Source organism: Bacteroides sp. HMSC067B03 (assembly GCF_001811315.1).
GTDB lineage: Bacteria > Bacteroidota > Bacteroidia > Bacteroidales > Bacteroidaceae > Bacteroides > Bacteroides faecis.
This window is the reverse complement of the sequence record NZ_KV804335.1, coordinates 75,772-94,319: the sequence shown is the minus strand read 5'-3', so window position 1 is coordinate 94,319 and position 18,548 is coordinate 75,772. Positions and strand designations below refer to the sequence as shown.

Annotated in this window: 12 protein-coding genes; 6 read left to right on the top strand and 6 right to left on the bottom strand. The window is 41.5% G+C overall.

Features of this window, described 5'->3' with window-relative positions; translation table 11 throughout:
- Positions 1 to 30: 30 nt before the first annotated feature.
- The gene (locus HMPREF2794_RS08680) at positions 31 to 2,589 is read right to left on the bottom strand and encodes a TonB-dependent receptor (protein ID WP_070751339.1); all 2,559 of its coding nucleotides are present in this window, start codon (positions 2,587 to 2,589) and stop codon (positions 31 to 33) included.
- Between the two features lie 1,634 nt (positions 2,590 to 4,223).
- On the opposite strand from HMPREF2794_RS08680, the gene HMPREF2794_RS29485 reads away from it, so the two are divergent.
- From HMPREF2794_RS29485 to HMPREF2794_RS08650, 6 genes are all read left to right on the top strand, one after another.
- Positions 4,224 to 4,484 carry a hypothetical protein gene (locus HMPREF2794_RS29485; RefSeq protein ID WP_240052997.1) on the top strand — a complete coding sequence of 87 codons (261 nt, stop codon included), beginning with the start codon at positions 4,224 to 4,226 and terminating at the stop codon, positions 4,482 to 4,484.
- Between the two features lie 638 nt (positions 4,485 to 5,122).
- The gene (locus tag HMPREF2794_RS08670) at positions 5,123 to 7,786 is read left to right on the top strand and encodes a DUF5689 domain-containing protein (protein ID WP_070751338.1); all 2,664 of its coding nucleotides are present in this window, start codon (positions 5,123 to 5,125) and stop codon (positions 7,784 to 7,786) included.
- Positions 7,787 to 7,862: 76 nt separating this feature from the next.
- Entirely contained in the window at positions 7,863 to 9,053 is a 1,191-nt protein-coding gene (locus tag HMPREF2794_RS08665; RefSeq protein WP_070751337.1) for a DNA/RNA non-specific endonuclease, read from the top strand.
- Between the two features lie 11 nt (positions 9,054 to 9,064).
- Positions 9,065 to 10,099 (top strand): endonuclease/exonuclease/phosphatase family protein, encoded by a 1,035-nt coding sequence (locus HMPREF2794_RS08660; RefSeq protein ID WP_070751336.1) that lies wholly within the window; start codon positions 9,065 to 9,067, stop codon positions 10,097 to 10,099.
- 15 nt (positions 10,100 to 10,114) lie between these two features.
- Positions 10,115 to 12,862 carry a TonB-dependent receptor gene (locus HMPREF2794_RS08655; protein ID WP_070751335.1) on the top strand — a complete coding sequence of 916 codons (2,748 nt, stop codon included), beginning with the start codon at positions 10,115 to 10,117 and terminating at the stop codon, positions 12,860 to 12,862.
- A 26-nt stretch (positions 12,863 to 12,888) separates the two neighbouring features.
- On the top strand, positions 12,889 to 13,881 hold the full coding sequence (locus HMPREF2794_RS08650; RefSeq protein WP_055269051.1) for a DUF5689 domain-containing protein: 993 nt from the start codon (positions 12,889 to 12,891) through the stop codon (positions 13,879 to 13,881).
- Positions 13,882 to 14,074: 193 nt separating this feature from the next.
- Here the strand turns inward: HMPREF2794_RS08650 and HMPREF2794_RS08645 are convergent, their stop codons facing one another.
- The 5 genes from HMPREF2794_RS08645 to prfB form a co-directional block, all read right to left on the bottom strand.
- Entirely contained in the window at positions 14,075 to 15,370 is a 1,296-nt protein-coding gene (locus tag HMPREF2794_RS08645) for an MgtC/SapB family protein (protein ID WP_070751334.1), read from the bottom strand.
- 50 nt (positions 15,371 to 15,420) lie between these two features.
- A complete protein-coding gene (locus HMPREF2794_RS08640; protein ID WP_010536262.1) occupies positions 15,421 to 15,888 on the bottom strand; it encodes a CYTH domain-containing protein in 468 nt (155 codons plus the stop codon).
- A gap of 22 nt (positions 15,889 to 15,910) precedes the next feature.
- Positions 15,911 to 16,963 carry a porin gene (locus tag HMPREF2794_RS08635; protein WP_010536261.1) on the bottom strand — a complete coding sequence of 351 codons (1,053 nt, stop codon included), beginning with the start codon at positions 16,961 to 16,963 and terminating at the stop codon, positions 15,911 to 15,913.
- Positions 16,964 to 17,197: 234 nt separating this feature from the next.
- Positions 17,198 to 17,332 carry a hypothetical protein gene (locus HMPREF2794_RS29800; protein ID WP_010536260.1) on the bottom strand — a complete coding sequence of 45 codons (135 nt, stop codon included), beginning with the start codon at positions 17,330 to 17,332 and terminating at the stop codon, positions 17,198 to 17,200.
- An 83-nt stretch (positions 17,333 to 17,415) separates the two neighbouring features.
- Positions 17,416 to 18,532 (bottom strand): peptide chain release factor 2 gene (prfB, locus tag HMPREF2794_RS08630; RefSeq protein ID WP_162533273.1). Its coding sequence is split into 2 segments (ribosomal slippage): positions 17,416 to 18,468 and positions 18,470 to 18,532, totalling 1,116 coding nucleotides; the frame shifts between segments, so codons are not numbered across the junction.
- Positions 18,533 to 18,548 lie beyond the last annotated feature (16 nt).

The following is an 18,548-nucleotide window of genomic DNA, read 5'->3' as shown; positions in this document are numbered from 1 at the left end:
CTTATCTTATGAATTGAAGGTGAGGGTGGTCTACTGACCACCTCCGCCACCGGTACTTCCACCTTCTCCGCCGCCTTTCACGTCATCGTTATTGATGCTTCGGGCTGCTTTCTTCACACTGGCTTTCAGTTCGCCAATCCGGTAGCTGATACTAAATCCAAAGCTGCGGCTCGGCCATTTACTGCTACTCTTCGACAGGAAGTTTACGCCCTCCGTATGATTGTTATAGCTTCTGTACTTCTCAAATATATTATTGCAGTACAAGTTCAGGCTCAAACGTTCTTCTTTCATGAAAGAACGGCTGATCCCCAAACCATAATAATAATAACCGGAACCTTTTCCCTGCAGGTTAATGTACGGAGTACTACCGCCACCATTCAGACTTAACCGTATCTTCAATGGAAGAGTGTGCTGGACACCGCCATAGAAAGAACCGTTCCATCCATAATTATGCAATCCCTGCGCCTCACTTTTCAGGTCGCTATAACTTCCGCGTCCGTTGACGTACAAGCGTGTTTTAGGCGATGCGTTCCAGTTAAGGTAAAAGCTTAATCCCGTATTCCGGCTCTTTCCTATATTGGCATACGTACTGTACAAAGCTCCTTCCGGTGCCACATGTTCCGGATTATCGTCAAACATCTCCCCTCCCGGTTCGGTAATCAACCGGCTTATATTCTCTATGCTGTTATTATTGAACGAATGCCGTAACGACAGATTGACATTGAACTTCGCCGCAAAATTACTATAAGACAAGTCAAACGAATGACTTTTCTCACTCTTCAAGTCCGAATTTCCCTGAGTGATAAACATCGGATTCTGATTATTAAAATAAGGATTCAGATTCCAGATGCCCGGACGCCAGATACGCATATTATAACCCGCCCGTATATTTTGAGTCTTGCCCAGTTTCATACCCAGTGAAACAGAAGGTACGAGGTCACTAAAGTTCGTATGGAAATTCTCACCCGGACCAACAATATACTTCACGCGCTGTATGGTTTGCTCATACCGCATACCCGGTTTGAAAGTGAAATCTTTGTATTTCAGTGTATATCCGAGATAAGCCGCCAAAATATGATTCAAATGGCGATAGTCGCTACTGCGGTCTTCATTGTATAAATAATCCTCGCTTCCTCCGGACGCTTCATAAAGTTTATTGTCGCTGGTATTGCGGCGGAAAATATATTTCGCACCCGCCTCGATAGTATGTAACTTACCAATCGGCGTGGTATAGTCCACCTGAAACGTTTGTTCCATTGTATTGGTCTTTCCGTCCGAATGATAATTTCTCAACAGCAGCCGCTTGACGAGTTCCTCCATCTCATCTTCGGGATAAATATCCTTATAGGTATTATAAGAATTGCTTGTCTGAGGTTGTGTATTAATCTTATAAGAGAAAGTGATCATCCGCTGCTTGTTCTTTCTGGAGGTACGCTGATAGTCTATGTTTCCATTAATGGAGTACCAGGAACCTTTTCCATGATTGTCCATCCGATAGCTGTAGGCTATATCCTCATGGTTAGCGCCGTACATGTTGGTAAAGCCATCACCATAATTCTTACTGTTGCTGCCATACATTCCCAAAGCTACCGTCAGCAGTCTTAGTGTATCGATTTCATAACTGGCTTCCAGATTTCCATACTGGAAGTTGCCTTTCGACTTGGAACTGCTATTTGATTCAAGATACTTTTCCGTTTCCGACTCGTAATTTTCGCGATAGCTATCCGAATAGCCGCGCGGCCTGTCATTGTAGTTATAGTTATAATTGGCAGAGACGGTCATTTTACCCTGCTTGACCATTGCATAGCCACCGGCACCGGCGCCATAATTGCTGGCATTCGCCCGGAAGGTTGCTGTGTATCCTTCGAATCCACCGCCTACTGTCACGATATTCAGAATACCTCCCACTCCTTCGGCGTCATACTTGGCACCCGGCGAAGTTATCACCTCAATATATTTAATGGAATTGGCAGGCATGCTTTTCAGCACTTCTTTCGGATTGTTGCTCATCATGTTATTGGGCTTTCCATTGACGTGCACCTTAAAGCTGCTGCTACCGTTCACCTGTATATTATCTTCTCCGTCCACCGTCACCAAAGGCACTTTCCGAAGCATCTCCAGTATGCTGTTCGACTTCGAATCGGGATCGTCTTCAATGTTATACTCTATCTTGTCTACATCTACCTTAACCAAAGGTTTTTGCGCCACAATTTCCACTCCCTTCAGTTCATTGGTAGCCTCAGCCGAAAGCATCGTTCCCAGATCAATGACTTTAACCGACGGCTTCAACGTAAACTCTCGGGTGATAACTGCCTTACCGATGGAAGAAATAGTAATCACATAATCTCCTGCCGCTGCATTCAGTTTCTCCTGAAACTTACCGCTGGCACCGGTCACCGCCATCTTGATAGCTTTGTCCGGAGCACCCTTTTTAGTAATCTTAATGGTTGCGTAAGGTTCTCCTTCCTGAGTCAGTGAATCTAAAAGTACACCTTTAATGATATACGAGGGAGTCGCAGAATTTTGTGCCCACCCTGTCATCACTGCGGTGAACACGAATAGTAATAGTAGCAATAGTCTGTGTTTCATGCCCCAAATGTTTTAGTTTTTAGTTTATTAGACGAAGATTCCTTCAATTCTTCACAAAATCGGGGGTAAAAGTAGATGGTTTCTTTATCGTTACGAAACTTTCGGAGTTAAGAATAGTAAAAGAAGAGATAAAAAAGATTATACGAAACCTTCAAAACCTTAATAACAACGGCATAATAGAATAATAGTTTTCTCTATAGAAAATAACGTCTGCGCATTCATAAATTAATTCGTCCGGCTATAGGCATCTTTCCGTCCGCCTATAGGCGGACGAATTAATTTATTCACTAAAGGAGATTAAGTTGTGCACTAAAAGATATTATATTTAGAATCCCATATTTTATTTCCTAAAATACAGGAAACAAACGAATTAATATTTCCTTAAAAATAGGAAATGTTATAGACGTCAATACATCTCTTTACAGTCATAACACAAAGAAAAGTACCGTGTGCTGTACCATGATCATTGCCAAAGAGAACCTACGTAACTTCTTACGCTGGCACGAAACCCTTCCCATCAAAGACAGATGTTTTTACACGTCACACTATAAGTTTTCAAATAGGTGGATATCCTTCACCTTTTCTTCGAAACCTTTTATCCATAAGCGATAACGGGTGAAGCACATCGCCCTTCACCGATCCTTCATCCAATTTTCATATTGGACCATAAAGAAATCGTTCACTTTGCTATAAGCTAATTTGTTTTTGCTATAATGATATTCGTATTAGCTATAACCTAATCGAAAGATGCTAATAGATTATTTTTTTCTTCCCAATGTTTATTTCAAATCATTGAATAGTTTATTTCAAACATTTACAATGTTTTCTCCACTCACTAGGTGAATAGCCGCCCCTTCACCCGAGACCACTGATGGATAAGAGGTTGGGAGGAAAAAGTGAAGGTGAAAGCGATGCTCGTAACATCTGACGTACGGTTATCTAAAGCAATGCTTTAGCAACCATAAAGCATAGCTTTTGAAGATACAAAGCATTGCTTTACGAAAGAGATAAATGCGCTATGAATAATGGTAGACAACATCTTGAAAACATTATTCAACCAAACACAAAAAAGCCATTCTAAATATCGGACTTCTTTTATTTATTTCCGTTTTTCCATATTATTCCCCAAAAACATATATCTTTGTCATACACTTTCTGCACATCAGCGAGATGTAATAAGCGGGTAGTGCTTTTTATTACTTTATTGGAGTAAATAACGTATTGTCTCTCGTACTCGAAACTAGCAATTTCATACTAAAGAGAGATGATACAACAGATACTCCACGTGAATTGCTATATATCAACATATCAGTTATGGATGTGTTATATATAAACGATTGGCGTGGATGTCTGTTGTTATCATTATCTTTTAGTAGGGTTTGCTAGACCTCGAGTACAGATAATGGTTCAACAGCATCCATGCCTCTTTTGTATCCGGTCGGTTCCCTTCATAATCCCCATACCCCACAACCCTCCGACTGGAAAGCAAAATGCAGGGATGCTTGTTGCACCACACTTACCAAGACTTATTCACTCTTTTTTGTTAAACACATAAACAAAGAAACACTATGCCGAAATGAATTAGCATAGACGAAGCCGTACACAAATACGAAGTCAAAGAGGAAAACGTCTGTTTGTGGGCAGAAACAGAAGCAATTACCGCATCTTTCACTGAGACTACTCTTATCATTGACGAAGAGAGCCTTCAGAAATTCCTGTGCTGGCACGAAACTCTTCCTACCAAAGAATACATTCAGACGTTGGAGCAACTCTTTATGAATCAAGCAGAAATATGCAAACTATCTCTTGAAGTCATCGAATTACAAAAACAAGACCTTCAGCATCAGCAAAAAAACAATCGCACTGCTCGAAAAACGGCAAGCGATGGCAACTGAACAAAACAGGTTAAACCAACAGGTGATCACGATGGTGTCTGATACGCTAAGCAAAACAGAGGATGGGTGGATGGAGAGGTTATGGAGAAGAATTAGAGTTACCGAGCCGGCACAGAACATTCTAAAATCAAAGCATAAAAAGAAGAGATAAATAGTTTATACAATGAGATTTCATAATCAAGATAAAAGCAAGAAGACGATTTCATCTCCAATACTGTATTTCAGTATTCCAATATTAAAATAATTTTATACGACTAAGATTCTATCCATCAAATCACAAATGATATTCATTCAAAAGAAATTCCATTTAATGCTCCGTAAACACGCAATTACCAACCAACCCAAGCCCAATAAAGACGTAATGCAAATCTTTCAAAAAAGTAATAAACTTCTCTAAATTCTTTCACAATGTTATATATCGAAGATAAAAAGAATCAATCTATTCGTCAATGTAAGAAATCACCTCATAACCGATTCCTAAGTCACTAAAATTTAACACAGTTGTAATACGAAAAAGACGTTAGAAACTTTGCATGTTTCATAGAAAAAAATAACTTTGCTAAACTATTATTATCGAGAGAGAATAAAAAGATAAATGATTCACAAAAATTTTATTAATTAATTAACAAAGCAACAAAATGAGAAATTTGAACTTTCTGAAGTTATTCTACGGGCTTATGCTTGTAATGGTTAGCACAGCTTTCGTAAGTTGCGTTGACGACAATGATGATACCGAGGCTCCATACCTCGAAGTTTCGCCTACAACCTTGATTTTCGGCTTAGACGGTCAACCAGCCAGCGGAAGCCAAGCTTCTTTTGACATTTCAACTAACCGTAGTTGGAAAGCTACAGTAAAGGATGATAAATCATGGGTTACTCTATCAAAATATGAAGGTGAAGGTTCTGCTACTATCCAAGTTAGCATTCCGGAAAATATCAATGACGAAGCCAGCGTTGTTATCGAAATTTCTAACAAGGTGGGTGTGTTGATGTCAGAGACTGTTAAGATTACAAGCGGAAGTGTAGAGCCATCTGTAGTAATCTACAACGACAATGTTGGCACAATCGAAGTTGATAAGAACAATTGGCCTTACGTTGACAAATATGAAGGATGGAATAAGACAGGTATTGGTTCAGAATCTGTGACTTACACAGGAGAGAATGCTTCAGTACGTAACAGTGGATTAGCAAATACAGATGCTTATGCAGGTGCATCAGGACCCAACATTGTATTCTTTGGAAAAACACCTACAAGCTTCAATGTCAATAAGATCACACTATCCTCCGGACAAAAGAATCTACAGTTAACATTTGGAGCCAGCCGTTCTGTAAACAACAACGGAACATATGACAACACTTTCGATGTTTCTAAGTTTGAAGTAGCATTAAGTGCTGATGGTACAACTTGGGCCCCAATTACATATACTAAAAATAATGGCGATGCTGATTATCCTTATTGGGTTTTTGCAACAGCAAACTTCACATTAAAACAAGTACCAGAAAATCTGTATATTAGATTCACAGCCTTAGATGCCTCAGCCATTCGTTTAGATGATATCACATTAGCAACAGGTGCTGGTGGTACAGAAATCGACTTAGGAGCAGCAGGAGAACCTAAAGTTACAACTACAGACGCAAAAACAATAACAGGTACTTCTGCAACTTTAGGAGGTTCTGCTTTCAACCTCGATATTGCTGAAGCTACCGAAGTTGGTGTACAATACATCGAGTTTAGTACTGGAACTGTAACAGACATAGATTGGACAAAAGCAACTAAGACAGCTGCATCAGTAAAAGAAAATCCTTGGACAGTAGCTGTTACCAATCTGACTAAAGACAATCAATATGCATTCCGCGCCTATGCAACAACCGCTTCCAATACTATTTATGGTGAGCCTAAAACTTTTGTTGCCATGGAATCTACCACAACTCCTATCTCTATAGCAGATTTGGTTACTAAAATGACAGGAACTGCTACAGAAGTAGATGAAAACTATGTAATTCAAGGTGTGATTTGTGGTGACCCTGCAGGAAAGAACTACTCTTATGGTACTCTTTATCTAATGACCAAAGGAGCTACAACAGCGGGCAATGCACTTTCCTTATACAACAACCAAATAGATGTAACTCAATATGCATTAGGACAGGAAATCAAAGTTACATTACAAAAAGATGTAGCAAAGATATATAAACGTTATGACGTACCTCAAGTTGAGGGATTCTCAGCAGATAACATTGAAGTTATTTCTGAAAATAATACAGTAACCCCTGTAAAGGTCACTCTATCTCAATTAGCAGCATTTGTATGTATGCCTGTAACTGTTGAGAATGTCAACATTGCAACGGCAGGAGTATGGAAAGACGGTGAAGCTGGTAAAAACCACACATTCAATGTAGCAGGAACATCATTCACTGTTAATATAAACAAGAATGCATCTCCATTCGAAAATCAACCATATGCAGCTGCGACGGCGTCAATGACAGGTATTGCTTCTATCTATCAAAGTGCAGGCCAATTAATGCCTCGTAATCTTGAAGATGTGAGTGGATTCGCTTCCAATAAACCTATGATTGTATCGGTTGATCCATCATCTGTTAGTTTTTCTTCTACGGGTGGAAGCCAGACTATTGAAGTTACGACTGTAAACCAAGGCAGTAATACACTTTCTATAAGCCAATTAAACGGTATTTTATCAGCAAAACTCGAAAATGGCAAAGTAATAGTTACATCAAATGCTAACGAAAGCAGCGACGATGTTAAGCAGAACCTCACCATCAGTATTACTAATGGTAACAGCGTTACTGTGCCTATAAAGGTATCAGCAAAAGGAGGAAATGATACCAAAGGAACATTTACTTCTATGACTCCCTTCTTATTCGCTCAAGGTTCTGATAAAGTAAATGCTTACTCTCAAGATTTATCTATTAATGAAACGACTATTGAAGGATTGAAACTAGGCACTGGCAAAAAAAGTGGAACATTTACAACTGGAGCTTTAGGAGTCAGTGGCAACAAAAAATTATCTTTCTATGCTAGCGCATGGAATAAAGAAACAATGACTGTTTATATAAAAGTTAATGGAGGTGGTAGTGTATCAGGTGATGATAATATTACAGCAGAGCCAAATACAGGTGTAGCCGGAACCGGAACATTCACTGTTACCTTTACTGATTCAGACTATTACACTTTTAACCTTACAGGCTTAACACCTGAATCGACTATCACAATTGCAACTGATGCAAATTTTGATGGAAATGGAGCAAAAGCTAGAGGCATAATGTGTGGATTCCAATTATATTAAAATCTGATAGAAACTAGTAAACTCTTGGCAAGTTATACTTGCCAAGAGTTACTTGTCTCTAAATATATACCCTAAAATGATATCATTTACTAAGTATTATACATCATTCTTGCTATCAGTCCTCATCTTATGTATAACAGCATGTAGCAATGATGACTCTAACGGTGGAGACTCATCACAGTCAGGTGAAGCCTACTGGAAGATTTCCTCCACTGTAAAATCTGCATCCGGATCATCCGCCATAATCATCACAGGTACTCCTGGGACCATATGGAATGCAGAGATCACTGAGGGTACAACATGGTGTTCTTTCAGTAGCAATGATCTGACCTTATCCTCTAAATCCGGAGAAGTAAAAGACGGACTCAATGTTCTATACGTATATTATAATAGCAATACAAGTAAAGAACAGCGTGTAGCCAAGATTTCAATCCAGTTTGCAGATCAAGAAGCTAAAGTCTTTGATTTAGTACAATTGTCTGAATCGCAGCAGAACCTGCCGGCTTTCAAGTTGTGGGCTGAAGTACCAGACTTCAAAGAGAATGCAAATTATCAGTATGTAACTCATTATGCTCTTCTGAATGATAAAACAATACGTAATTATTCCATTTGTTTTGATAAGACAAAGAAAGCAGCTTTGTGGGTAGCATATCCGATACATACTGCATACCTCAAAGGATCAGGAGAACGTACAGACCGTTGGGCTTTCGATCCGATCATTCCCCAAAGTTATCAAGCCGATTGCACATTAAAATCCTATGGAGGTTCTTATGACCGTGGACATCAGCTTCCATCAGCCGACCGCTTGGGAACAGATGAGATGAATGCTCAAACTTTCTATATGTCAAACATGACTCCACAGCTTAATCGTCTGAATCAGGATATGTGGGCTAAACTTGAAACCAAAGTTCGGGCAAACAACTGTTCTGATACGTTGTATGTAGTTACCGGTGCATATTTTGGAGCAGGTGCAACCACCACTACAGATGGAGCAAAGAATACAGTTCCGGTTCCTACAAACTACTTCAAAGTACTTCTGCGTACGAAGAGTGGCAAAACAGGAAAGAACATCAAAGACTGTTCGGACAGTGAACTGATATCAATAGGATTTTGGGTAGACCATAAATCATATGGAAATATCGAGCCTCCTAAGTCTATTTGCACTTCTGTAGCAGATATTGAATCCAAAACAGGATTTACGTTCTTCCCACAAGTATCCAGTAGGGTAAAACAACAAAATAATCCATCCCAATGGGGGATTAACTAATACGCTAGCTTATGAAAAAACTGTTATTAGTAACCGCGCTCTTTGCGCTGCTGATATCGTTCAGCTTTGCACAGAAACCGTATAAGGTTGTATTTTACAATCTTGAGAACTTCTTTGATACAATCAATGATCCGGAAGTTCACGATGATGAATTTACTCCCGAAGGTCCTAAAAAATGGAACTCAGCCAAGTACAACAAGAAACTGACCAATACCGAACGGGTATTCTTTGACATCGCAGCTATCAACAAGGATTATCCGGTCATTATCGGTGTATCAGAAGTAGAAAACCGCAGTGTACTGGAAGATATTATCGCAACTCGCAAACTGGCTCCGGCAAACTATCGAATCTCACACTTCGATTCTCCTGAAGCCCGTGGTGTAGATGTAGCTTTTCTGTATCGTCCGGATGTGTTTAAGATAGAAGGAGAAAAAGCTGTGAGAACAGTCATCCCTTCACTTCCTGACTTCAAAACCCGTGATATCCTCACGTTATGGGGAACGATTGAAAACGAACCTTTCTTCTTTATGGTAGCACACTGGCCTTCACGTTTAGGAGGCAAAGAGGCTTCGGAGTTTAAACGTATTGCAGTTGGTCAACAGATGCGCAGCATTGCCGACTCCGTCATGAAGGCAAATCCTAATACAAAGGTCGTTATGATGGGAGACTTTAATGATGACCCGACTGACAAGAGTATTGCTCAAGGCTTGGGAGCTAAGTTCAAATTAAAGGATTTGAAAGAAGGCGATTTCTTTGCTCCTTATGCCGACATGCTCAAGGCAGGATACGGAACATTAGCTTATGGTGACGCCTGGAATATATTTGATAACATTGTCGTTTCTGAGAATTTGGCCAAAGGTTCGACCGGAAAACTTAAATTACAGCAAGCATCCGGTTCTAAATTCTACGGAAATATCTTCAAGCAACATTATATGGTGCAGAAAGAAGGACAATACAAAGGATATCCATTGCGCACTTATGTGGGTAACAATTTCCAAGGAGGATATAGTGACCACTTCCCCGTATATATCTATATAGGTAAATAAAAAAAATAAGTTTATATGAAAATCAGAACATTCCTATTCATGATGCTATCTTTGATGTCATTCACCGTTTTTGCACAAAACAATGGTGGTGCCAAAGGTAAAGTCGTTTCCCGTACAACACGTGCGGCTATAGACGGCGTAAAAGTGACATTAACTCCGGGAGATGTAACGACCAGAACCGATGAGTCGGGTAACTTCGTTATCGAAAATCTGGCAAAAGGAGAATACACTCTTACTTTCGAGGCAGCAGAGTTCGAACCATTGACTCTTGCAGTTCGTGTAGATAAGATGATCAGAGATATCAATAACGTAATCATGGTTCCCGACAATGTCGCTCCAACTATGGACGACGCAATCTTTGCCGAGTTTGATACAGAAACGCTGGACGATGCCCAGTCGCTTCCTTCATCACTGTCGGCTTCCAAAGATGTATTCAACAACATCGCCTCTTACAAATTCAGCGAGATGCGTTTCAATGTCCGCGGTTATGATTCACAATACTCAGACGTATATATGAACGGCATTCAGCTGAACGACGCAATGACAGGATACACTCCTTGGTCTTTGTGGAGCGGCTTGAATGATGCAACCCGTAACCAGGAAATCACATCTGCGCTGAACATGGGCGACATGGGCATTGGCGGTATCGCAGGTACAACAAACATCAATACCCGCCCTTCACAGATGCGTAAAGGACTTCGTGCCAGCGTAGTGAACGGTAACTCCATGTATCGCTTCCGCGGTATGCTGACTTATGCATCCGGTATACAGGATAATGGCTGGTCGTATGCTTTCTCCGTATCGACTCGCCAGGGAGGAAACTCGTATGTAGACGGTGTGTATTACAATGCTTTCGGATATTTTGCTGCTGTGGAAAAGCAATTCAATTCGCAACACCGACTGGCATTAAGCATCTTGGGTGCTCCTACAGAGCGTGGCGCACAACAGGCTTCTACTCAGGAAGCTTATGACTTGGTAGGCAACAACTACTACAACCCGAACTGGGGCTGGCTGAACGGCAAGCGTGTCAATGCACGTGTGCGTAGCTACCATGAACCTATCACCATGCTGAACTATACATTCGACATCAATGACCGTTCGCAATTGAACGTTGCAACTTCTCTGCGTTTCGGACAGAACGGTTATTCTGCCCTAACCTGGTATGGCGGTCCCGACCCACGTCCTGACTACTACCGTTATTTACCCAGTTTCTACGACAACACTTATGTCGGAGCGCAATTGTATGAAGCATGGATGGGAAATACGAACAACATCCGCCATATCAACTGGGACAACTTGTATCATATCAACCAAAGCCAGGAGGAAAATCCGACTTATGGAGCCGGTCATCGTGCCATCAACATGATTGAAGAACGCCATGCAGACCAACTGGACTGGAACCTCTATACACAATTCTCTCATCTCTTCCGTGATAACTCTAAAATCAACGGTGGTTTGAACTTCCGCCGTAACTGTACGGAATATTATAGCGAAGTGAAAGACTTGCTGGGCGGCGACTACTGGGTAGACGTAGATAAGTTTGCCGAACGTGACATGGGTGGTATGAATCCTGTTCTTTACCAGAACAACATGGAATACTATGAAAAGCATGGTCATGCACAAGCAGTAAAGAAGGGAGATAAATATAGCTACGACTATTACGGTAACATAATCAATGCGCGTGCCTGGGCACAATACAGCAAGAGTTTCGGTAATCTCGGAGTTAATCTGGGTGGAGAACTCGGGCATACTACTTTATGGCGTCATGGTATCTGGAAGAAGGGGTTGTTCCTTGACAATTCTCAGGGAGATTCCAAGAAGCAGAATTACCTGACTTATAAGTTGAAAGCTAACTTCAGCTACAAGTTCTCTGCCGCTCATTCTATTGACGCCAACATCATTTATATGCAGGATGCTCCCGCTTTCCAGGCTTCATTTGTTTCACCTCGTACTCGTAACTCTGCGACTCCGGGCATTTCAAGTGAAAAGGTATTCGGTATAGATGCTTCTTACAACTTGCGTTGGGGAGATGTTAAAGCACGTATCTCCGGATACTATACGAAATTTATGGATCAGTCTAAAGTCCTTTCTTATTATGATGACGTAGAAGCTACCTTCTCTAACTTTGCCATGAGCGGTATCAACAAACGTCATTTCGGACTTGAAGCTGCGGCTTCCGTACCCATCTACGCAGGACTTTCTCTGAATGCAGCTATCAGCTGGGGACAATTCACTTATGACAACAATCCGGATTATGTACAGATTCAGGACAATAGTGGAGAAATTAAAAATCAAGGTAAAGTATACTGGAAGAACTTCCGTGTAGAAAGCACTCCGCAGACTGCACTGAACGTAGGCTTGTCATATCGTGGTCCTAAAAACATATTTGCGTCATTAGATATGAACTACTATGATAACATGTACTTATCAATGAGTCCGCTCTATCGTACAGATGCCGTATTAACACCGGGAATGACTACAGAAGACATTGCAACCTTGCGTAATCAGGAGAAATTCAACTCAGCTTGTGTATTTAATGCAAGTGTTGGCAAGAACTGGTACATCAACCGTGCCTATACTCTTGGCTTCAGCTTAGAAGTGAAGAACCTGCTCAACAACCAGAACATCAAGACCGGCGGTTATGAACAAGTTCGTCTGCTGAAGAACAAAGACGAGAGCTATCAGACTTACCAACCGTTTGATTCGAAATATTTCTATATGTTCGGTACAACGTATTACATGAACATTTATTTCCGTTTCTAAGGATATCATAAGTAAAAAGAACAGTTATGAACAAAATATTTAAATTATTTATGCTTGCGGCAGTAGTGCTCGGTTTCAGCAGCTGCTACAACGAATTCGAAGAGCCTGCTCCCGCCAAAGTCTGGACGAAAGCAGACTTCGCAGATAGCAAACTCATCTCTATCAAGGACTTTAAGCAACTTTTCTATGACAAATATGGAAACGGTGCTTCCAGCCTTGGCAAAACGTTGGAAGTCACAGAAGATTATGTCATCAGTGGAAAAGTAATCTCAAGCGACCAAGCCGGTAATGTATACAAATCAGTATACATCTATGATGAATCATCCGAATCGGCAATCGAACTGAAGCTGATGGTTAGCAACTATGTTTATTTTCACGTAGGACAAACTCTCTTTGTCAAGACCAAAGGATTGGCTATCGGAAGCTATCGCTATATGTTAAGTGTAGGCGGAATGCCAACAGCTGAAGATATCGCAAAGGGTTATGCAAACCGTAATCTCGAAAACACTTTATTTGTTGATCAACATGTGTTCAAAGGTGAGCTCGGCAGTCTGACAGAAGATGATACATTAGTTATCAACTCAAGCAATTATAAAACAGCATTGAATGATGATGCACTTGGCCGTTTGGTACGCTTCGAAGGATTGACTTACACAGAAGGTTCATTCGACGGAGACAAATATCCTCAATACCTGGAAACGACTTATCCGAATGGTTCAACTACTGCGGTATACGAGAATAAATATTATTCAGAAGAAGGATTGACTCCGACCTATGCTTACAGTTATGGAGGCAATCGTTATTATGGATCTTCATTGTTCAACTATGAGAATGCCACGACTACAAGTGGGAACTATATCCTGCGCGTCAGCGGATATTCCAACTTCGCCCTCCAACCTCTGCCCACAAATGGGGCTAAAGGTAACATTACTGCTATTTACACTAAATATTCTTCCAAAAGTGGAGGATACATTAAATATCAGTTATTGGTTAACAGTATGAACGATATTGATTTCTAAATAAACTCATTAAAAAAGGCATCTGTTTCTCAGATGCCTTTTTTAATGAGTTTATTTACAGATTTCATTACGCCTGTTCTTTCTGAAAATTATAAAGCAAAGCATACCATTGTATTCAATTAGTGCGAATAGCTACTTTCTCAGAAAACAAAATATAATGGAGTATTTTCATATAGCAACCACTTATACGAACTCAAATAAAATAGAAGAACAACAGCAGCACAAGATTTACTCCAATCACCGTCCCGAATCCTCCCAGAATCCAGGGACGTAACTTACTGCCTTTCCCTGCAAAAAACAAAGCATAAAACATATTCACCAGGATATTACTGATAATAGCCTGCATACTGCATGCCACAACAACCAGCACAGCAACACTTCCTGTATTCTGCAACAGGTTCAGTATAAAAGGTGTAATATCGCTAAGTCCGGATACAAAAGAGAGCAGATTCAATCCGCCTGTACCCGCATAAACCAACGTATAATGTGTCAAAACGGTAAATATCACGAAGAGAGTGGCAAAAATCAGAGCTACCTTAAACTCAAGCGGGTTACTGCTGTCCTCCTCTTCCGAGTCAGCCGGCAGGTCTTTGGAACGTCGCTGACGGGAATGGATGAACCACGCGACAACAGCAGCTACCACAGACATTATCAACAGATAAGGATAGATAGACATAAAAATCTCTCTGCTAAAGATCAGAATCAATATCATAAAGCGCAGAAACATCATGCTGACTGCAAGCAACATGGCAGCTACATACTCGTTCGCCTCCTGTGCAGAAGCTTTCCGGCTCTTGCGCGCCAGCACCGAAATGGTAGCGGTACTACTATACAGTCCGCCGATAATACCGGAAACCAACACTCCCGATTCATGAAACACATATCGCTTTAACAAGTAGGATAGATAGGAGATACCCGATACGACAACCGTCGCCAGCCAGATAGAATAAGGAGTAAGGTTGATATCAGGAATCAGATTCTTATGCGGCAGCATAGGCAGTATGATACCACTGATAGCCAGGAACTTTGCCAGCGTAATCATCTCATCATTCTTCATCCGCTGGGCAAACTCCGTAAAGGTATGTTTGAGCTCTGTCAATAAGAGTACCGTCACAACCACCATCACATAGAACCAGGAAGGCTGGGTAGACACGATAGGGGCCAAACAATAAGTTATCAGCGCAATGATGATGGTCGTCACACCAAAAACGTGAAATTGGGATTGCTTGACGTAATAATTCAAACCCAGCAACAGACCGAGCACAGCACCGCCCCCCATAAACAGGCGCATATCCGCAGGATCGAGTATATAGAGCAGATAGCCTAAAATACCAATGAAAGTAAATGTACGGTCAGTCCCGAAAAGCGTTGTTTCTCCTTCACGCTTCAGGCTAATGCGACGCTGAGACAGTCCGATAAGTAAAGAAAATAGGGTAACCAAGATGAAAGTAACCAGTTCTCTCGGTAAATAATTATACAACTGTTCCATACATTGTTCTTTTAATACTAAAAACAAATATACGGCTTATTTGTTAACATTCACCACGTTTGATACGGCTTTTTCATCAAATGAGAGTTATAGTAGCGTATATCTCCGGTTACTTCCTCACCGATAAACTCCGGTTTCACAAAAGCCTCATCTTCTGACTCCAGCTCCACTTCGGCCACAATAAGCCCTTCGTTCTCGCCATAGAACTCATCAATCTCGAAAACATGATTGCCACAACGAACCAGATAACGGGTTTTATCAATCATGCCCGGTTCGCAAAGCTTCATCAGTTCCTCGGCTTCCGACAGGGGAAGTTCCTTTTCCCATTCATAACGGCTGGTTCCCGATGCATTAGAGGCCCCTTTGATCGTGAGATAACCTTTATCGTCACGAATACGTACCCGCACCGTCCGTCCGCGGGCGCTGCATATATATCCCTGCACTATTCGGCTTTGGGCAAATGCAAAGGGTTTGAAATCACCGGTAACTAAAAATTTACGTTCTATTTCTTGTGCCATGGCACAAAAGTAAACATAAAAATCAGAATCTCGTCATAAACTCAATGACGATTTTATCTCGCTCCGACTCTTTGGGAACACCGGATTTCTTATAGAAGTACTTTTCGAAATTCAACCGGAGATCGGCAATAAAGGCTTTGGAAAGGCTCAGCGTGATACCTCCTGTCACCCGATGACGGGCATAGTCGTTTATCTTCAGAGCGCCTGTCTCGCTATCCGCCAGACCATTGCTATGATCCGTCATCATATCATAACGGGCCAGAAAAGAAACCTTATTGAATACTTTCTTCAACGGCAAGTCGTAATTCACAAAGCTGTTGACCGCATGAACATCCTTAAATGCTTCGTGTCCATACATCTTATACAAATACTCCGCTTCGACATGGAAATTACGATTCTGATAGTAGATACCTGCATCATACATATTAATACGTGTATGCTCCGGCTTTATCATTTGGGTGCTGAGAGTCAGATTCCAGTTTTTATTAGGCAGCAACTGGGCTTTTATCGAATAATTCAGGGTCTTATGCCACTCCTTCTGATTGGTCAGTCCGGAACCATTGAACAACCCTCCTTCAAGGATAAAAGGAAAACCTTCCTTTTGTGTATAGCAACCGGTGAAACCGACATCACGCACATTGCCCACCTGCTTGGCTATAAACGAACGATTGGCAAAATACTGCTGATGAGGCGAACGATGGGCGTCTATCGTGAAAGGCACACGCATCTGACCAAGCGTAAAATTCAGGTTTTTGACAGGAAACACACGGGTATACGCATCGAGCATCTTGATGGAGCCTTCGTCGGACAAGTCGATTTCCGCCTTATAAGCAACGATAGGATGTACATTTCCCGAAACACTGAAACGGGCATTGCGCACTTCAAAACGACTTTCATTTGTTTCTGTCTGGAACTCATATTTCCCCCGGATCGTTCCATGAATTTCGGGCAGATAATCCTTCAGTTCCATAGTCTGCTTATTCAGTTGTTTGCCATCCCCGGCATCTTCTTTGGCCTGTCCATAGGCTGCTGTCGCCAGTAAAAAGATAGCGACGGTTGTTGTGATTCTACTCATTCGGTTACTTGCTACTTAATTCGCGGCAAAGGTACGACGTGCAGAATACGGGGAGATTACAATAGAAATACAGTGAAATTACAGAAAGATTACAATACTGTTACACGAATGACAAAGGTATTACAAAAAAAGAATTCACCACGGACTACCCTGGTCAGCATGGACATTCACCGTCGAGAGATCAACGTTTACTGTCTCCATCCATGCAAAACTGCGTAACCTGTGGTGAATCAATCAGCCGAAAAAGGAATATGCGATCAGCATAATCAGTGCCAGAATAATCAGTGAAACAAATACTATCTTGACTACCCGCTGGGCCTGTTCCTCCTCTTTCTTACTATGTGCTACTTTTCTCTTACTTTTACCCATAATGCTAGCTTTAAAGTTCAACGCTAACAAAGTAAAAACAAATCTTTTAACTTTCCAAAAATAACACTCGCTAATTTTTGTTTTTATGATTCCTGCGATGAAAATTCCATCAGATAAGCTTTGATGAAATCATCTATCTTGCCATCCATCACTCCGTTCACGTCCGAAGTCTGATAGTTGGTACGATGGTCTTTCACACGACGGTCATCGAATACATAACTGCGTATCTGCGATCCCCATTCGATTTTCTTCTTACCGGCTTCTACTTTCGCCTGTTCCGCCATGCGATGCTGCAATTCTTTATCATACAAGATAGAGCGCAACTGACGCATTGCATTCTCGCGGTTCTTCGGCTGGTCACGAGTCTCGGTATTCTCGATAAGGATTTCCTCTTCTTCTCCCGTATAAGGGTCTTTGTACTGATAGCGCAGACGAACGCCGGATTCCACCTTATTGACGTTCTGACCACCGGCACCACCGCTTCGGAATGTATCCCATGAAATGCAGGCGGGCAAGATATTCACTTCGATACTGTCGTCCACCAGCGGAGTGACGAACACGGAAGCAAACGAAGTCATGCGTTTTCCCTGTGCATTGTACGGAGAAACACGTACCAGGCGGTGAACGCCGTTCTCTCCTTTCAGATAACCGTAAGCAAAATCTCCTTCAATATTGATGGTACAGGTTTTGATTCCTGCCTCATCCCCTTCCTGAAGGTTGGCGATAGTAGCCTTATAACCGTTCGTTTCGGCATAGCGCAGATACATACGCATCAGCATTGATGCCCAGTCCTGACTTTCCGTACCACCTGCACCGGAGTTGATTTTCAACACACATGCCATCTGGTCGGCCTCATCACGCAGCATATTCTTGAGTTCGAGTGCTTCCACCGCTTCACTGGCTTTCGCATAAGCCGCGTCCACATCTCCCTCGGTCACTAATTCTTCTTTATAAAAATCAAATGACAGTTCCAGTTCATCTGCCAGCGTCTTGACTTCGTTATAGTCATCAATCCACTTTTGCAGGTCTTTCACCAGTTTCATCTGGGCTTCCGCCTTCTTCTGGTCATCCCAGAATCCCGGTGCCTGAGTTCTTAATTGTTCTTCTTCGACTTGAATTTTCTTCCCGTCGATGTCAAAGATACCTCCTCAGCGCATCAGTGCGCTCTTTCACGTCTTTAAGTTGTTCAATAGTAATCATGTGATTTACAATTTTA